Origin of the sequence: Frankia sp. CpI1-P, from assembly GCF_001421075.1 — a bacterium.
GTDB lineage: Bacteria > Actinomycetota > Actinomycetes > Frankiales > Frankiaceae > Frankia > Frankia torreyi.
Genome location: NZ_LJJX01000023.1, coordinates 71,129 through 87,610, shown reverse-complemented (window position 1 = coordinate 87,610; position 16,482 = coordinate 71,129). Strand labels below are relative to the sequence as shown.

At 75.5% G+C, this 16,482-nt stretch carries 10 protein-coding genes and 1 pseudogene; 5 read left to right on the top strand and 6 right to left on the bottom strand.

Features of this window, described 5'->3' with window-relative positions; translation table 11 throughout:
• The 3 genes and pseudogenes from FF86_RS66720 to FF86_RS16680 all read left to right on the top strand — a co-directional run.
• Positions 1-470, top strand: a pseudogene (locus tag FF86_RS66720) (hypothetical protein); the annotation flags it as partial.
• Positions 471-1,014: 544 nt separating this feature from the next.
• Entirely contained in the window at positions 1,015-3,585 is a 2,571-nt protein-coding gene (locus tag FF86_RS66715) for a pentapeptide repeat-containing protein (RefSeq protein ID WP_396229916.1), read from the top strand.
• A 283-nt stretch (positions 3,586-3,868) separates the two neighbouring features.
• On the top strand, positions 3,869-5,827 hold the full coding sequence (locus FF86_RS16680; protein WP_052681120.1) for a DUF6461 domain-containing protein: 1,959 nt from the start codon (positions 3,869-3,871) through the stop codon (positions 5,825-5,827).
• A 1,211-nt stretch (positions 5,828-7,038) separates the two neighbouring features.
• Here the strand turns inward: FF86_RS16680 and FF86_RS36025 are convergent.
• Positions 7,039-7,461 carry a hypothetical protein gene (locus FF86_RS36025; protein ID WP_206778963.1) on the bottom strand — a complete coding sequence of 141 codons (423 nt, stop codon included), beginning with the start codon at positions 7,459-7,461 and terminating at the stop codon, positions 7,039-7,041.
• A 466-nt stretch (positions 7,462-7,927) separates the two neighbouring features.
• On the opposite strand from FF86_RS36025, the gene FF86_RS36020 reads away from it, so the two are divergent.
• Together FF86_RS36020 and FF86_RS16665 are read left to right on the top strand one after the other, a co-directional pair.
• Positions 7,928-8,452 (top strand): hypothetical protein, encoded by a 525-nt coding sequence (locus FF86_RS36020; protein WP_206778962.1) that lies wholly within the window; start codon positions 7,928-7,930, stop codon positions 8,450-8,452.
• A 180-nt stretch (positions 8,453-8,632) separates the two neighbouring features.
• Positions 8,633-9,556, top strand: a complete 924-nt coding sequence (locus tag FF86_RS16665) for a hypothetical protein (protein WP_044885551.1) — start codon at positions 8,633-8,635, stop codon at positions 9,554-9,556.
• Between the two features lie 799 nt (positions 9,557-10,355).
• Here the strand turns inward: FF86_RS16665 and FF86_RS16655 are convergent.
• The 5 genes from FF86_RS16655 to FF86_RS16630 all read right to left on the bottom strand — a co-directional run bounded on the left by FF86_RS16655 (position 10,356) and on the right by FF86_RS16630 (position 15,475).
• Positions 10,356-10,688 (bottom strand): ferredoxin, encoded by a 333-nt coding sequence (locus FF86_RS16655; RefSeq protein ID WP_052681119.1) that lies wholly within the window; start codon positions 10,686-10,688, stop codon positions 10,356-10,358.
• A gap of 88 nt (positions 10,689-10,776) precedes the next feature.
• Positions 10,777-12,297 carry an NADH-ubiquinone oxidoreductase-F iron-sulfur binding region domain-containing protein gene (locus FF86_RS16650; RefSeq protein ID WP_055867364.1) on the bottom strand — a complete coding sequence of 507 codons (1,521 nt, stop codon included), beginning with the start codon at positions 12,295-12,297 and terminating at the stop codon, positions 10,777-10,779.
• On the bottom strand, positions 12,294-13,121 hold the full coding sequence (locus FF86_RS16645) for a ferric reductase-like transmembrane domain-containing protein (protein ID WP_044885549.1): 828 nt from the start codon (positions 13,119-13,121) through the stop codon (positions 12,294-12,296). The genes FF86_RS16650 and FF86_RS16645 overlap by 4 nt, the downstream gene beginning before the upstream one ends.
• A complete protein-coding gene (locus FF86_RS16640; protein WP_044885548.1) occupies positions 13,118-14,233 on the bottom strand; it encodes an FAD:protein FMN transferase in 1,116 nt (371 codons plus the stop codon). The genes FF86_RS16645 and FF86_RS16640 overlap by 4 nt, the downstream gene beginning before the upstream one ends.
• Before the next feature lie 483 nt (positions 14,234-14,716).
• Positions 14,717-15,475 (bottom strand): phosphotransferase, encoded by a 759-nt coding sequence (locus FF86_RS16630; RefSeq protein ID WP_044885589.1) that lies wholly within the window; start codon positions 15,473-15,475, stop codon positions 14,717-14,719.
• Positions 15,476-16,482 lie beyond the last annotated feature (1,007 nt).

Genomic DNA, 16,482 nt, shown 5'->3' with positions numbered 1-16,482 from the left:
CTCTTCGACGGCTTCGACGAGCTCGCCCAGCGGGTCACGTTCGACCGCGCCGCCGAGCATCTGCGGATGATCCTCGACGCGGTGTCCGGCCGGGCGAAGGTGGTGCTGACCAGCCGCACCCAGCACTTCGCCTCCGACGACCAGTGGCGCACCGCGTTCGGGGAACGGGTCAGCCAGCTCGCCGGCAGCCGGCTGATCCGCCTCGCCGACTTCGACGAGCCCCAGATCCGCGAGTTCCTCATCCGCCTGTTCACCCTCGCCGACGCCACCGCCGCGGACAACGTCGCTGCCCAGGCCGTCCGCCGCCGGCAGGCCGAGCGGCGAGCCGACGCGCGGCTGCGCCTCATCCACGACATCCGCGACCTGCTTGGGCTCTCGGCGAACCCGCGGATGTTGTCCTTCATCGCCGAACTGCCGGAGGCGGATCTGCTCGCCGCCCGGTCGGCGGACGGGACGATCAGCTCCGCCGANCTGTACGCCGCCCTGATCGAACGGTGGCTGCGCTTCGAGGCCGCCCGCCGCCGGCCGACCCCCGGGTCGCACCAGAGCCTGAACGAAACCCAGCTCCGCACCGCCGTCGACGCCCTCGCCGTCGCGCTGTGGGACAGCGGCGGGGACGCCATCGCTCTCGGCGAGCTCACCGAGACGGTGCAGGACGCGCTGACCGATCTGAGTGCGGCCCGGCTCAGCGTCGCCGAGGCGGCGTTCGCCGTCGGCTCCGGCAGCCTGCTGCGCCGCGGCGACGACGACCGCTTCTGTTTCGCGCACCGTTCGGTGATGGAGTACCTGGTCGCCGTGGCCGCCGCCGCCCAGCTCGCCGCCGGCGGCGACGATGCCGGGGCGTTGCTGGAGCGCCGCGAGATGTCCGAGCTGATGGTCGACTTTCTCGCCGGCTCAGCCGACCGCGCCCTCCTGCAGGCCTGGGCCCGCGCCGCGCTGACCAGGTACGACCAATTGNTGGAGGAGGGGGAGCACTTTGGGATCGACTGGGAGAGACCTATCGTGCGCCGCGCCATGCATCCCGTCCAGGCGGGCAGAGACAACGCTCTCGCGCTCAGCCGGCGGCTCGGCTTCCGGCTCGGCACCCTCCAGCTCGTCGACCAGGACCTGCGCCGCCGTGACCTGTCCGGAGAGGATCTCCGCTACGCCGACCTCACCCGGGCGAACCTGTCCGGGCTGCGCCTGCACGACGTCGACCTGACCGGCGCGGACCTCACCGACGCCGACCTGCGCGACGCCTGGCTCGTCCGCCCGCGGCTGACCGCGGCGCGCCTGGCCGGCAGTCGCTGGGATCGCGCGGTCCTGATCGACCCCGTCCTCGACGAGGACGCCCGCGACGCCGACGAGCTGGCGCCAGCCGTTCTGTCCGGCCGCGACCGCCCGCGACCCGTGCTGCGGCCCGTCGGCGCCGTCGGCACGACCGCCGTGTTCTCCCCGGACGAGAGCCTGCTTGCGGTGGCCACCGGACCGGCGGTGCTGATCTTCGACGTGGCCGACCTCGGGGTGCTGTCCGTCCTGCAGCACCCGGCCCGGGTACGGTCGATGGCCTTCACCGCTGCCGACCGGCTGGTCACCGTCGGTGCCGATGGCGAGGTGCGGACCTGGGACGTTCCGACCGGCACGGCGGGCGCTCACTGGACGATGGAATCGGCCGCGCACCGGGCGGTGACCCTCGCTGCCGACGGCTCCCTGCTGGCCGCGGCCGGCGCCGATCACCGGTTGCGGGTCTGGGAGGTGGCCACGGGGCGTCGATGGGCGGAGTGGGCGATCGCGCCAGGCATGGCCGAGGGGCTGGCGTTCGCTCTGTCCGGCGCGCTGCTCGTGTCGCGCGACGCCGACGGTTGGACGCGGATCTGGCAGGTCGCGTCGGGCCGGCTGGCCGCGGAACTGTTCGCCCACGCGGGCAGCGACCACGCCGGTGCCGTCCTCGACGGTGGGAGACGGATGGCCACCGCCTGGCTCGACGGCTGGCTGCGCCTGTGGGACACCGCCGCGGACCGGATGGTCGCCGAACAGCAGGTCGAACCGGCCGGCTGCACCGCGGTGGCCTTCTCGACAGACGGAATGCTGGCCACTGTCGGCTCCGGCACGGTGCGGCTGTGGCCGCCGCCGATGCGTCGTCGCCCGACGGGCGGCACCTCGAAACCGCTCGTCGAAAGAGCGGTGGCGGAATGGGAGGCAGCGCCGGACAGCCGGCCGGTGTTCTCGCCGTCCGGCACCCTGCTGGCCGTGGTCAACGACCTCGGGTACCTGGGAGTGCATCACGTCCTGTCCGGACAGCGGCGCGCGGTCTCCCATAACCATGTCGCCACCGCCCACGACTACAGCGCCCACTTCTCCGCCACCGGCACCATGATCGTCACATCGAGGAATCTCGGGGGCGCCGGCGGCGAGCTCGCGGCACACCACCTCGGCACGGGCCAGATGATCATTCCCCATTCCCTCGGCACCTTCGGCCTCGACGTGGCCGGTGGCTCGCACAGCGATCTGGCGAAGATGGACGCTCTGGCCTCGTGGCGGCCAGCCCTGGGCCCCAGGGCCCCACTCGCCGTCCTGTCCGAAGATGGCCGCACTGTCGCGCTCGCGGACAACAGGTACAAGCACTGGGTGAGGATTCTGCGGATCCTGCCACCGGGCTGGGCACGTCGCCCCCTGCCGCGCGGCCTTCCACTGCCGGACGTGCTTGCCGCTGCGGGCATGGGGCACGTGGTGGCCTTCTTCCCGAACAGGGAGGTCCTCGCCCTCGGCGGTCTGAGGCCCTTCTCTCTGGTCAGGTCGACGTCAATCGAGTACGTCCTCGGCTCTGAGGGCGCGGTGCCCACCCTCGGTGGCGGGGCGGTCCGGTCGTTGGCCTTCGCACCGTCAGACGAACAGGTCGCCTGCCTCGAAGACAACCTTCTGCGCCTGTGGCAGATGGAGGAGCAACACTGGCGCTCCGGTCCGATGGTCATCGGCGACCCTGCCGCGGCGAGCTTCTCGCGGACGGGATGGCTGGTGGCCGCGGGCGGTGACGGCGTCGGCGTGTGGGTGGCGGAGACGGCCGAGGCGCTGACGATCGAACCCTTGCCCGAAGGGTCGATGGCGGCACTCGCCTTCTCCCCGGACGGACGGTTGCTTGCCGCCGGGGGGCAGCGCAACGGCCAGGGGCGGCTGTGGATCTGGGACGTCTCGTCGGGCCGGCTCGCCGCCGAACTCGTGTGTGCATGCGGGCCGGTGATCGACGTCGTCTTCGCCGCGGACGGTCGCACGATCGCCGTCGCCGGCGCCGATCGCACGATCCGCTACTGGGATGCGGGATCCTGGGCTCCCGTGGCGACCGCCGTGCTGTTTGACGGCGGCGGTCACGCGATCCTGTTGCCGGACGGCTCCTACCAGGTGGTGGGCCGGCCCGAGGGCGCGCTGTGGTGGACGGCGAAGCGGCGCCGCTTCGGACCGGGCGAACTCGACGGACTCGTCCCGGACGACCTGCGCCTCGATCCGGATCAGCCGCTCGCGGCCCTCGCCGGCTTCGGCACCCCCGCGGTGGAGGACGAGCCCGCCGCCGAACCGCCTCGGCGCCGCCGGTTCGGCCGGCGGCGCCCCTGAGATCGGCGCGTCCGACCGAGATCGGCGCGTCCGACCGAGATCGGCGTCGGTGTGGCCGGTGGGAGGCGGCGGCCGCGCCGGCCGGACGGCGAGCGGCTGCCTACGGCGTGGTTCATCCAGGGCAACGGATCCGGCACCGACGGGTGCCACCGCGGCCATCCCGGATCCGACTGTGCGCGTGGACGACCTGGTCAGCCACTGTCTGCCGATTTCTGTCGGACCCCCTGCCTAGCCTGCTCGCCAGATGGAGTCGGAAGCTGACGAGTTCGGTAGGAGTGGGTGGATGGCGGACGAGGGGCAGAGCCTGCGGCGTTCGGCGCCGGGAGCGCAGGCTGAGTCCGATCAGGCGGGTCCTGGGCGGGCCGGTCCTGGGCGGGCGCGTTCCGGGCGGCTGGGCGGCCCGCCGGGCGGCGTGAGCGGCGAGGTGGCGCAGGCACTCGCCGAGGTCGTGGCCGAGGTGCTGCCGCAGCTCGCCGCCCGGGTGCCGGCCGCGCCCGCGGCGGTGGTCGGCCGCCTCGGCGCGGCTGCGCCTTTCCTTGGAGCGGCCCGTCCCCGGTCGGCCCCACCAGGGCAGATGCAGTCCTTTGCCGCGCGCCGCCAGGGGCACGGCGGTTCCGCGGTGGTGGCGGCCCTGCGCGCGCTGGGCGTGCCGGTCGCCGAGCGGCTGCTCGGCGCGCTGGAGCTCGCGGTGGACGATCTGCGGCTGGCCCCCGTGCCCGGTCTACCCGAGCTTCGGCTGCCGCGGCAGGTCATCTTCGCGGAGCGTGCCGGGACGGGCGATCCCGACGGCGCGGCGGTGCGCGCGGTGCAACGCCTTGACCAGGCGTTGCCGGAGGCCTCGGCCATGGTCTCGACGCTGCTCACCGTCCTCGCGCGACATCCCATGATCGTGCCCCTGCTCGCCGACGCCGATATCGAGCCTGCGGAGACGGAGACGGAGGCGGAGGCGGCGATCGCGGCGGGCCACGGCGCGATGCACCTCGCGCTCGGTGTCGCCGTCGCCGCGGCGGTCCTGCCGACGGCCGCCCTGGCGCCGCTCATCGCCGGGCCCCCGGTGATCGTCGGCACCGGGCTCGGCGCCGCCGCGGTCTACCTCGCGAGCGCGCCGATGCCGCCCGGCTACGGCGAGGCCCTGCTGGCCAAGCGTCGGTCGGAGTACCGCCTCCCGCGTTCCTGCGCCGGGTCGGTGCAGGTGCGCGGCCACCGGTTCGGCCTGTTCGAGGGCCCCTTCCCGACGGGCGTCGACACGGACGCGGACGCGGCATTCTCGGCCAACGGCCTGGTCACCGTGGTCCCCGGCGGGGCGGTGATCCGGACCGGCCAGGCCGAGGGCACCGTCCGGATCCGGCTACGCGTCCTGGCCGAGCCGCCGCCGGACCCCGACTCGCCGCGTCCCGGGGGCTGGAACCTGCGGGACTGGGACGAGGTCGTCGAGGTGAGCTGGCACGCGGACGTCGGGTCCGCGTCGGTGGTCAGCTCGGACGGCACCCCTGCCGCGGAGGCCCTGCGGGAGCAGACGCCGCCATGGTCCGGCGACTACCGGCTGCGCGTGGCCGCGCGCGGCCGGGACGACGCCAACCGCGGCGAGTCCTACGAGCTGTGGGTCTGGCCCGCGCCACCCGCGCCAGAACTCGTCCGCCGGCGCACCGACCAGCTCGGTCACCGGTTGCGCCGCGAGCCGGAGCCGCCCGCTCCGCCCGAGGGCCACCTGCGGTGGGTGTACTCCAGCATGCTGGCGGAGGCGGCCACCATCACCGTCGTGTCCGGCGCCGACCGCGACGACGTGGTGCGCGCCTTCGGCGCCGATCCGCGCCACCGACGATCGCTGGTCTCCCTGATCGACCTGCCGGACCGCGCCGGCTGGATAGCGGTCCTCGCCGTGCCCGAGGCCGGCGTGGTCGTGGTCGCCGAGGACAACTGGTTCGCGGGCAGTGACCCGGCGACCATGCGCGCGCTGTCCCGGCTCGGCCCCGCGGCGAGCATGTTCTGGAACATCAACGCGGTCACCCGGCTGACCCTGGCTCGTGACGGCGACATCGTCGCGGCGGGCGAGCTGACCGAGGACTATCCGGCCGGGCCCGAGGCGGCGTCCTACCTGGCCGGCATCGACCTGACGAGCTGGCGGAACCGGATCGCCAAGGGCCTGCTCATCGTCGAACGGTTCACCGGATATGGGCTGCGGCCCGGCGACCTGGACCGGCTCTGGACCGAAGACCTCGCCCACCGCATCAGCGACAGATGACGGCATCAGCGACAGATGACGGTCGCCTTTAGCGACGACAGTTTGTCGGGAAGATGAAAATCCGCGGATTCGCCGGGCCTTTTCAGGTAAATGTCTGCTCGCGGGTGACCATGGGAGACACTTGTATCGGTCCGCGCTCGCGGGAGGCGCCGGGCCGAGATGCCGACGGGGGAAGCGTGNGGCATGATGCGCGGGTTCGGCGTTTCCGCCGGCTGGTTTTCGGTAACATTTCTTCGCGTCATCGTGCTGGCCGCGGCGTGCGCTGTCGTCCTGATGGCGGCGCCGGACGGTTCGCGGGCGTCCGCTGCCCTCAGCGTCACCGGTGCGGTGGACAGCGGCGCCGGTGCGGCAGCCCATCCGGTGGGTCTCACCGCCGCGGGCCCCGGTGCGTCCACGACGGCGTCGCGCTGTCCGCCCGGGTCGAGCCTCGTCCGCTCGACCGGCAGGTGCAGCGCGGCACCGACCGTGGCCTGCGCGGGCGGCTCGCGGACCGCGGGCGGGTGCACGGCCGCGGCGACGCTGTCCTGCCCGGCCGGCTGGACCTCGACCGCCGGCCGGTGCTCGACCGCCGCCGAGCTCACCTGCCCGTCGGGCGCGACCCGGCGCGCCGGCGGATGCCAGACGCCACCCGAGCGGACCTGTCCGCGGGGCTGGGACCGATCCGGCGAGAGCTGCCTCGTGGCGGCCACGGTGACCTGCCCCGAGGGCTGGAACCGGCGCGGAGACGGCACCGGAGAATGCACGCACGACCCGACGTGGACGTGTCCCACCGGCGCGAGTAGGGACGGCACGACCTGCACCCGCGAGCCGGACTACACCTGCCGCGACGGCGACAGCCGGTCCGGCGCGACCTGCCTTCGCTCCCAGACGACCTGCCCACCCGCACCGCCGCAGGCGAATCCGCGCCTGAGCACCTCTGGGCCGCGCAGCCTCACCGGGATCGCGGAAGACGGCGGGACGCGCGACGGCGTCGGGACGCGCGACGGCGTCGGGACGCGCGACGGCGTCGGGACGCGCGACGGTGGCGGGACGTCCGACGGAAGTTGCGTCGTTGCGCCGACCTACGCGGCGACGGCCACCTGTCCGGGGACGGGCAGCCCGCCCACCTCGGCGGGCTGCGTGACCCGGGCGGCGTCGAGCTGCCCGGACGGCGTGCGCCCCGACTCCTCGGACCGCTGCGTGACTCCGCCGACGCTGGGCTGTCCGGCCGGTTACGACCGGGCCGACATCGACGACCTCGACCGGTGCGTCATCCCGGTCCAGATCCGCTGCGCCGGCCGTGACGCACCGGCCGGCACCACGTCCTGCGTCGTCGGCGACGCGACCCCGTCCTGCCCGCGGGGGACCGTCGAGCCGCCGGATCGCTGCGCCGTGTCGCCGTCGTGGTCCTGCCCCGATGGCAGCCCCTCCAGGTCAGGGGGCCGTTGCCCGGCCGGGCGGACGGCACGCTGCCCCGCCGGGACCGCGCTGGACGGCGAGCTGTGCACCGGGTCGGCCTGCCCCGCGCGCACGGCCTGGACGATCGGCGGCGTCTGTGTAGAAACGGTGTCCGCCTGCCCCACCGGCACCAACCGGACCGCGGCGGGGCTCTGCGCGCCGGTCACGGCGCGGTGCCCCGCCGGCCTCGTCCGCACGGTCTCCGGGGCGTGCGCCCGGGTTCCGACACGCTGCCCGGACGGGACGACTCGGGGGCAGGACGGCCTGTGCGCCCTGCCCAGCCCGCGACCGGTGAAGAACGTCCCGCCGGCCGTCGTCTCGGTGCAGGATCCGCCCGCCGACGGTGGCCTCCCCGTGACCGGGCCGGCGATCCTGGGCGTGGCCAGCAGCTTGGTCGTACTGGCGATCGTGGCGCCCCGGGTGCGACGGCGGCTGAGCGGGCGCGCGCAACCGGTCCCAGTCGGTCACCCACCGGTCCGTCCAACGCGGGTCGACAGGGTGCCAGTCGACCGGGTGCCGGCCGACAGGGTGCCGGTCGGTAGGGCGCCGGACCCGCCGCGCCCGTCGGCACGCCCCGCGGCACCGTTGTCCCCGCGGCGGCCGCCACCGATCAGGCCGTCGACCCCGCCCAGCCCGCTTCCCCCTTATCCCGCGGTGCGTCTCGTGGTGCGTCGGACCGACGGTCATCCGCCGCCGAGCCGTAGCGGGAACCCGCCGGTACGGGTGCGGACGCGCGCCCTGACGCCGGCCGCGGTCGGCGGCGTGCCGCCACATCTGTGGGTGCGGCCGGCGTCGGCGCCGCCGGTCGCGGTGCGCCGGATCCTCCCCGCGGCACCGCCTGCACCGGTGCGGCTTGTGATCGGCGGCTCCCTCGACTCGGTGCGGGTCCGACCGCCCGCCGCGGCCGACGGCGCGCCGGTGGCATCGCCCCGCCTGCGCTGGTCCGTCGCGGCTGCACCCCGTGTCGTCGTGAGCGCGGACGAGGGCGGCCCGGGTGGGCCGGCCGGCCCCGCCGTCTGCCTGCGAACCCACGACCTTGCCCCCGTTCGCTCCGGGCGATGGACGATCGCCGGCGCGCGGGGCGACGACGGGTCCCCGGAGCGAGACGAGGTTCCGCCGCGCAGCGGGAGATCTGAGCGGGCGCAGGTACAGGCCTCCGCCGGGACTCGGGAAGGAGAGCGGCCGTGAACGCGAACCCCNGGGATCCGGACACGACCCAGCCACTGCCCGTCATCCGCGGCCCCGCGGACCCGGTTCCGGAGCCACCCGCGCCCCGCCGGACGCCGCCCACCGGCGAGAACCCCGGTGCGCGCCCACCCGGCGCCGATGGTCCGGCCGGACCATCGGCGCTCACCGCCGGATCGGAGCGTGCCGGCGGATCGGGGTGAGCCGCCGGAACGAGATGGCGCCGCCGGGTCGGACCAGCCGACCGGGCGCCCGGCCGACCAGGCCGGCGAGCCGGGGCAGGCGGACCAGCGGCCCGACGACCAGGCCGCCCCGCCGGAGCCGCCGGCCACGTCCGACGGGGAGCCCGTGCCATTCGATCTGCTCCAGGCGGGCGGGATGCTGTTCGCGGCCGGGCAAAGCGTCGCGAGGCTGGGTCGCCAGTTGGCGACCGAGCTCAGCGAGGTCAGCAATTCCCTTCGGGCGGCGCAGATCTCGCCGGATGTGATCCTTCGCGTTGCCGGCGAGCTCGCCGCCGAGATCCTCCGGTTCCTGCGCATCGACCTGGTTGGCATGATCATCGACGCGTGGGCGGAGTGGCCGGTGATCCGGGAGGCGGCGCACCGCTCCGCCGCGTCCCCGCAGGCGACCGAGACGCTCATCCTGGGCTCCCACACCTCGACCGTGGAGTATGGCCGCGAGGCCGACATCCTCGCCGGCGAGCTGTTGTTGTCGAGGACGAGAATCCGGCTGATCGTCGAGTTCGCGCTGGCAGAGGTGAGCATCGCCCTGCGCGCGGGCCGGTTGACGAGAGCGCACCCCGGGTCCGGTCGGGTCAGCCTCACGCTGCTCGTGGCCGAGCGCACGATCCGGCAGGTCGAACGCGATCTGCCGCTGCCCGCGTCGATCCCGCTGGGCAACGGGATACCGATCCCCGGCCTCTCCCGGACCACGGAACCTGACGCCGGTCGCGGTGGCACCGCCGCACGACGCGACGACGCGAACCCGGATCCCTCGGCGCCCGTGAGGCCTCGTCCCGATCCGAACGGCCCACCCGGCGACCTCGCCGACGACGGGCCGGCCGGGCCGGCTGGGCCGGACGAGCCGGACGAGCCGCCGGTGGGCTGACCCCGCCCGACGCCACCCGGCTCGGATCCCAGGCGCCCGCTGCATCGGTGGCATGCATCGGGCGGCGCGCCGCCGACCGTCGGGTCATGCGGGCGGGGGCGGGTCGGGAGGTGCCGCACCGCGGCGGGGGGTCGGCCGCGGTGCGGCACGGCGAACGAACAGGGCCTCGCCGCCGGGTGCGGCGGGGCCCCGCTCCGGCCGTCCGACGGTGCTGTGGACGGCCGCGGCGTGGGTCAGGACGTGTAGATCAGGATGCTGAGGACCCAGCCGACGATCGTGGCCGCGATGGCGACGAAGGTCGCGAGCTTGCCTCGGCGGCTGCCCTTGCCCCAGGCCACGGCGCCGCAGGCGATGGCGGCGAAACCGACGAACGGTACGAACAGCGCCACCGCCGAGAAAACGAAGGCGAGAATCCACAGCGCCCGCGTCCCGGACGATTCCGGGCGCGGCCCGACCGGCTGCTGGTAGCCGTACTGCATCTGCGCCTGGTTATTGTCCGGGTACNGAAGATAGCCGGTCTGGTCGCTTTCCCAGGTGCCGTATCCGCCGTACTGCGGCGAGTTCTGGGGCGGGTACGGCTCACGGTAGGGCTGGCCGTAGGGCCGGTCGGCAGGCGGATTGACGGGAAGCTGCTCGGTACCGGCATCGTGCACCGTGTTGGGCCTCGTCATGGGAACTCCTCTTCTCCTTCGGTCGTCGGCCGGTACTGTCGTGACCTTGCTGTACCCCGCAATCCCGTTCCCTCACCCGGAGGTTCCCGAGAATTATCCCTGGTTCGGCGGCGTGCCCGGCCATGCGCTCATCCGTCGGGCAGCAGGCGCAGGGCGAGGCGGGGGCAGGCGTCGACGGCTCGGCGGGCGTGGCCGGCGAGCCGCAGGGGGATCGTGACGTGCCGGGTGGTCCGGACGCCGGGGGCGCGGGCCAGGGGGTAGCCGTCGGGATCGCGGGTGAGCAGTTCCGGGAGCAGCTCGGCGCACCAGCCGCGGGCGTCGCAGGCCGTCCAGTCGATCCACAGCCGGGCCGGGCCGACCGCGGGTCCGCCGCCGCCCGCCGTGGAGTCCGGGTCGCCGGTCGGGTCGCCGTTCGGGGCGCCGGCCGGGGCGGTCCGTCGCCGTTGCGGTATGCCGGGCATGCTGTCTCCTCCTGTGGCTGCCTGAGTGGCTGCCCGAGTCGTGCCTGCCTGTGCGTGTGCGCCGGGTGGCCGGCGGGGTCGTCCGCGGTCAGGTCAGGTGGGCCGAGCCGAGGCAGTGGCCCTGGGCATGCGCGCGGATGTCGGCGGCGAACGTGCGCAGCGCGCTGTGCACGAGGCGGGCCACGCCGTCGGGATGGTGGCAGGCGCCGCGGCCCGCGACCAGAGCGGCCAGGCGCAGCGACCGGCTCGCCGCCTGGGCCGGGTTCTCCCCGTCCGGCGCCGTGTCCCGGCCGGCGACCCCGGCCATGCCGGCGACCGACCGGGCGAGCTGCGGCAGCCCGCTGACGCACGGGCCGCACTGGCCGGCGTTCTGCGCGGCCAGGTAGCCGACGATGCGGGCGGTCTCGGCCAGCCCGCAGGCCCGGGCGGGCAGCACGGAGACGATCCCCGGTCCCGGCGTGGCGCCCCAGGACGCCAGTCCCTCCCGCGACATCGGCACCGCGGGCGCCACGCCGCCGGGCAGCCAGGTGCCGGCGAATCCGCCGATCCGCAGGGCGCCGACCGGTTCGACGGCGCCGCCGCGGGACCCGACGAGATCGCCAAGGGGGGTTCCGTACGGCACCTCGACGACTCCCGGCGCGGCGACGGCTCCCGTCACCGTGACCAGGAGCGTGCCGGGCTCGTCGGCGGTCCCGACGGAGCGGAACCAGGCGGCGCCCCAGCGCGCGATCGTCGCCAGGTGGGCGAGGGTCTCGACGTTGTGCACCAGCGTCGGACGCCCGTGCAGGCCGGTGTCGGCCAGCGGTCGCCAGTGCGCGCGGGGTCGGGCCGCGGCCCCGTCGAGCGCCGCGACGACCGCGGACGCCTCCCCGGCGAGGAACGTCGCCGGCGCCTCGCGGACCTCGATCCCGCAGCGGTCCCAGCCGGCGGCCCGCCGTTCGGCCACCGCCTGCCGCACGGCTACCGCGGCGGCGCTGCCGGCCTTGACGTAGACGAACGCCTCCCCGGCGCCGACCGCCTCGGCGGCGAGCTGCACGCCGTCGAGGACGAGGTGCGGCGCGGCGGCGAGCAGGGTCGCGTCCTTCGCGCTCTCGGGCTCACCCTCGGCGGCGTTGGCGACGACGACGGGCGTGCCGCCCGCCCGTGGCCGTCCGGTGCCCCCGCCCGTGCCCGCCCGGCGCCGCCCGGGGCGGTCCGCGCCGGGCGGGCACGCGGCCTGCGCGGCGGCGGCCAGCTTCTGCCAGGTCGGGAAGGCCGCGCCGCCCCGTCCGGTCAGCCCCGCGTCGTGGATCTCGCGCAGCAGCGGCCCGCCGGGGCCGCGCCAGGGCAGCGGCCCGCACCGGCGGTGGTGGCCGAGCAGGTCGGGGGCGGCGAGGGCCAGCAGCCGCTGGGCGGCGTGCCCGCCGACGCCGACCGTATCCGGCAGGTTCATGGCGCGGACGGTGCCCGGCAGGTCCGCGGCGCCGGGCATGCCCAGCGGGTTTGTGGTGCCGGCGGTGCCCGGCGGGTTCGTGGTGCCGGCGGTGCCGGCCACGCTCGGTGCGTCCCCGACGCCGCGGACCGGGTGGACGCCGGCCGGCCAGGGCTCAACAGTGTGCTCGACGGTCATCGCGGGTCCCATCGGTCGGCGGCTGCCGCGGGGCTGTCCCCAGCGGCGCCGCGCATGGTCTGGACGGGCGGGATCGCCGCGGCGGCCGTCGCGGGCCGGTCGAGGTGGCCGCCGACGGCGGAGACGGGGCCGTGCGCGGAGACGGGGCCGTGCGCGGAGACGGGGCCGTGCGCGGAGACGGGGCCGTGCGCGGGGACGGGGCCGTGCGCGGGGACGGTGCGCAGGGCCCGCAGGGGGGAGTCATCGACCCCGCCCGGCCGGGGCTCGGTCGGGGCTAACGGCCGGGACCGGTGGAACGCGGCGAATCCCACCGACAGGCGCCAGCTCAGCGCCCCGGCGACGGCGAGCACGCAGCATACGGCCACCGCCCACAGCCACGGCGTGCCCGTGTCGCTGCCGGCGCCGAGGCCGTGCGCCACGGCCACCGGCCAGGCGCCGTAGGCGGCCCAGTGCACCGCGCGCCAGATCCGGGCGCCGACGCGCCGGCGCAGCAGGCTGGTCAGCGCCACCGCCGCCAGCAGGTCGAGGGCCACCGTCCCCAGGCCGACCCACAGCGGGCGGTACCCCGCGCCGAAGGGGAGGACCACGTCGGGCAGGGCAAGCTGCGCGTACGGGTCGAGCAGCAGGGTCACGACGTGGAGGGCGACGAACACGACGGCGAGCAGGCCCGCGCTGCGGTGCACGGCGGCGACCGCGAAGCCCGGCAGGCCCGCCAGACCCCGGCCCGAACGGGCCACCACGCCGAGGACGACCGTGAGCGTGAGCAGCAGCAGCGCCACGGTGCCGCTGCCCCGGGCGGTGTACCAGAGCGTGTCGGTGGTCATCGGGTGGCCCCGGCGTCCCGCGGGCCGGGCATCCCCGATCGCGCTTCCGTCGAGTCTCGCTCGACGGTCTCCTCCATCCCGGGCGCGACCGCGGATCGCACCGCCTGTTCCGCCTCGGGCGCGACCGCCTCGGGCGCGACCGCCGCCGGCGCCGACCGTTGCGTCGGGGACGGCCAGCCGGCCACGGTGACCACCGTGCCGTCCGCGTCGACCAGTCGGGCGGCGAGCCCCTCGCGGCGCAGCGCATCGGGCGCCGCCGGGCCGCGCACGATCGCCGCCGTGCTCGCCGTGTTCGCCGCCAGGCAGCTCGCGGCGGCCACGGTGACGGTTCGCCACACCGCCGGCGCCGGCTGGCAGGTCCGCGGGTCCAGCACATGGTGCAGCAGCTGGTGCCCGCGCCGCCAGCGGCGCCCGAGCGTGCTCGACGTCGCGAGCGCGGTCCCGGGCGGCAGGCCGACCGTGCACGCCGGCTCGCCCGGCTGGTCCAGCACCCGGACCCGCCAGCCGCCCGGTGGCGGCGGCCCCGCGGTGGCGATGTCCCCGCCCAGGCTGACCAGGACTCCGGTGCCCAGCCGGTCGGCGACCAGCGCGGCGCAGCGGTCGGCGGTGTGCGCCTTCGCCGTTGCGCCGAGGTCGAGCTGGACGTCCGCGGGCAGGGTCAGCAACCGCCCGGTCAGGCGGACCCGCTGCCAGCCCGGCGCCGGTCGGCGCACCACCCGCACGGGCGGGCCGCCGGCGGCAAGCTGGGCGATGTCCCGGTCGTAGCCGAGGTCGGCGAGCGGGCCGCCGAGGGTGGGGTCGACGGCCCCGCCGGTCTGGCGGGCGGCGGCCAGCGCCACGCCGATCAGCTCGGCGAGCAGGGGACTGACCTGCTGGGGCGTCCCGTCGGCGGCGTCGAGCTGGACGATCTCCGCGTCGGCGCGGAAGCGGCTGGCCACGGCGTCGACGGCCGCGAGCTGGTCGGCAACGAGCCGCCGCGCGGCGTCGAGGCGGTCCGGGTCGGTCACCACGACCTGCGCGGTGGTGCTCCAGACCGGCCAGGCGGCCGAGGCCGGCTCGGATCGGTCGGAGTTCGGTACCGCGGCGGGGCGGGGTCTCGTGGTCGCGGCCATCTCAGGAGCCACCCGTGGTGGCGTGCGCCTGGCCGTCGGTGCTCCACGGCGAGGTCCCGCNCGAGGACGAGGTGCCGGAGCTCGTGCTGTCCGAGGCGCTGCCCGAGGAGCTTGTGCTGCCCGAGGAACCGGTGCTACCCGAAGAGTCGGTACTGCCCGAGGCGGTGCCGGTACTGCCCGAGGTGCTGCCTGTGTCGGAAGTGGTGCCGCTCGTCGCGGTGGCGGAGGTGTCGTCGTCCGTGGCGGCGGTGTGCTCGTGGGCGAGGACGCCGAAACCGATGACGCCGGCGGCCGCGACGGCGACCAGCCCGGTCGTGACGGGACCTACCCGTCGGATCCCCTGTTCGCGTGTGGCCATCGTCTCCCTCTCACCGGCCGCGCTCCGTGGGAGGAACGCCGATTGGTGATGAGAGTGCGAGCCGAGCCTGTGGGGTTGCTGTGCGCCGCCTGAGCGCAGGCCCAGGGTTCGGTGTCGGGCAGCGGTCAGGTCCAGAAGGCGGGCGGCAGGGCCTCGATCTCGCGGGCGGCCTGCTCGAAGTCGGCGGCGATGGGCCGTAGCGCGTCGATACCCAGCCGGTCGATGACCGCGGCGTTGAGCCGGGCCCGGGCGGCGACGGCGGGGCCGAACGCGGCCCGGTCGCCGTCGTAGTCGTAGGCGTCCAGCAGCAGGCGCAGCCGCCGGGGCCGGTCGTCGAAGGCGGTGAAGCCCTGCGCTTCGACGACGGCGCGGGCGTGCAGGGGCACCCAGGTCAGCGCGGTGAAGGCGAGGTCGAGCTCGCGGGACGACGGCCCGGCGGTGTCCCAGTCGACGAACCCGACAAGCCGGTTGGCAGCGGCGTCCCACACCGCGTTGAACGGCGAGGCGTCGTGGTGGCCGACGACCAGGCCCGGCTGCCACGGCCGCCCGGACAGCCAGACGGCGCCGGTCGGCGGCACGTAGCCGGCGGTGACGTCGTGCAGCCGGCGCAGCCACGCCCCGACCTGGCCCAGCGCCTCGTCGGAGAACGCCCATGCCGGCCACGGCCGCCGCTCGCCGATCGTGTCGCCGGCAAGCCAGGACAGCACCTCCCGGCCCCGCTCATCGAAGCCGAGCACCCGCGGCGCACCGCTGAACCCGACCGCGTCGAGATGGCGCAGCAGCCCGTGCACCGCCGGGGTCCAGGGATTGGCGGGGCGGTGCACGGTGTCGCCGATGCGGACGCCCCCGACATGCCGGCCGCCGGGCAGGCGCTGCTCGGTCAGGGGCTGCTCATCCATGCTTCGGATTTCTAGGGGTGACGGAACCGGCATCGCAACAGGTTTTCGGCCGGGCAGCCATGGGCTCGGCCGCTCACCCAGCCTCGGCAGGCATGGCCGCCGGGGCGGCGACCATGTCGCGGCGCCAGCGGCAGGGGCTCCAGACGTCCTGGTCCTCGCCCCAGCACTCCTGGCCGTCGAGATCCCAGCGGGTCATGCTGCACCACGCGAGCATGCTCGGGTACGGGGTGAAGACCATCCGGCTGACCACCGTGCCCGTCGCGGACAGCGCCCGGCCCAGCTCGTCGCCGCCGGTGATCCGTACGGTCGCCGGCCGGCCCTCGCCGTCGCGTTCCACCCGGCGCTCGCCGGTGACCAGCGGGGACCACACGCCGTCCCGCATGAGGTAACCCGTCCACACCCGGTCCGTGCCGTGGCGGTCCGGGCCGGTGAGGGCGAGGAACGCCTCGGTCGCCGACGCCGTGCCGTAGGCGTAGCCGACGCGCCGCTGCCGCTGGTCGCGCCGCGGCCCCCACGCCCGGTCGCGGATCGCGAGGCAGTCGACGGCGACCCGTTCGCCGTGCAGCACCATCTCCCCGGTGACCCGTCCGGGCTGGTCGAGATGACCGCCCTGGGCGAACAGGTCGGACTCGCCACCGGAGACCAGCGGCCGCATGAGGGCCTCGTAGCGCAGGTCGAGGGTGAGCTCGTCGCTGCGGTAGCCAATGTCGTACGTGTGGCCGGGGNGGACGGCGCGCAGGGTGATGCCGTCGGCGAGCCGGGCGTTGCGCAGGTCCGGCAGCTCCGGCAGCGGGATGTGCTGCTGCCAGTGGCGCACGGGAAGCTCCCAGGGCAGGTGGGCGCTGGCGTCGTAGACGGTCACCCCGCCGAACTGGACGCCGAGATTGGGCCGGAACACCGGGTACACGTAGCCCAGCAGGTGACGTTCGGGCACCATCCAGGTGAACCAGACGGTCTCCGTCCACAACGGCTCGTCGGGCGGGAACGGGTGC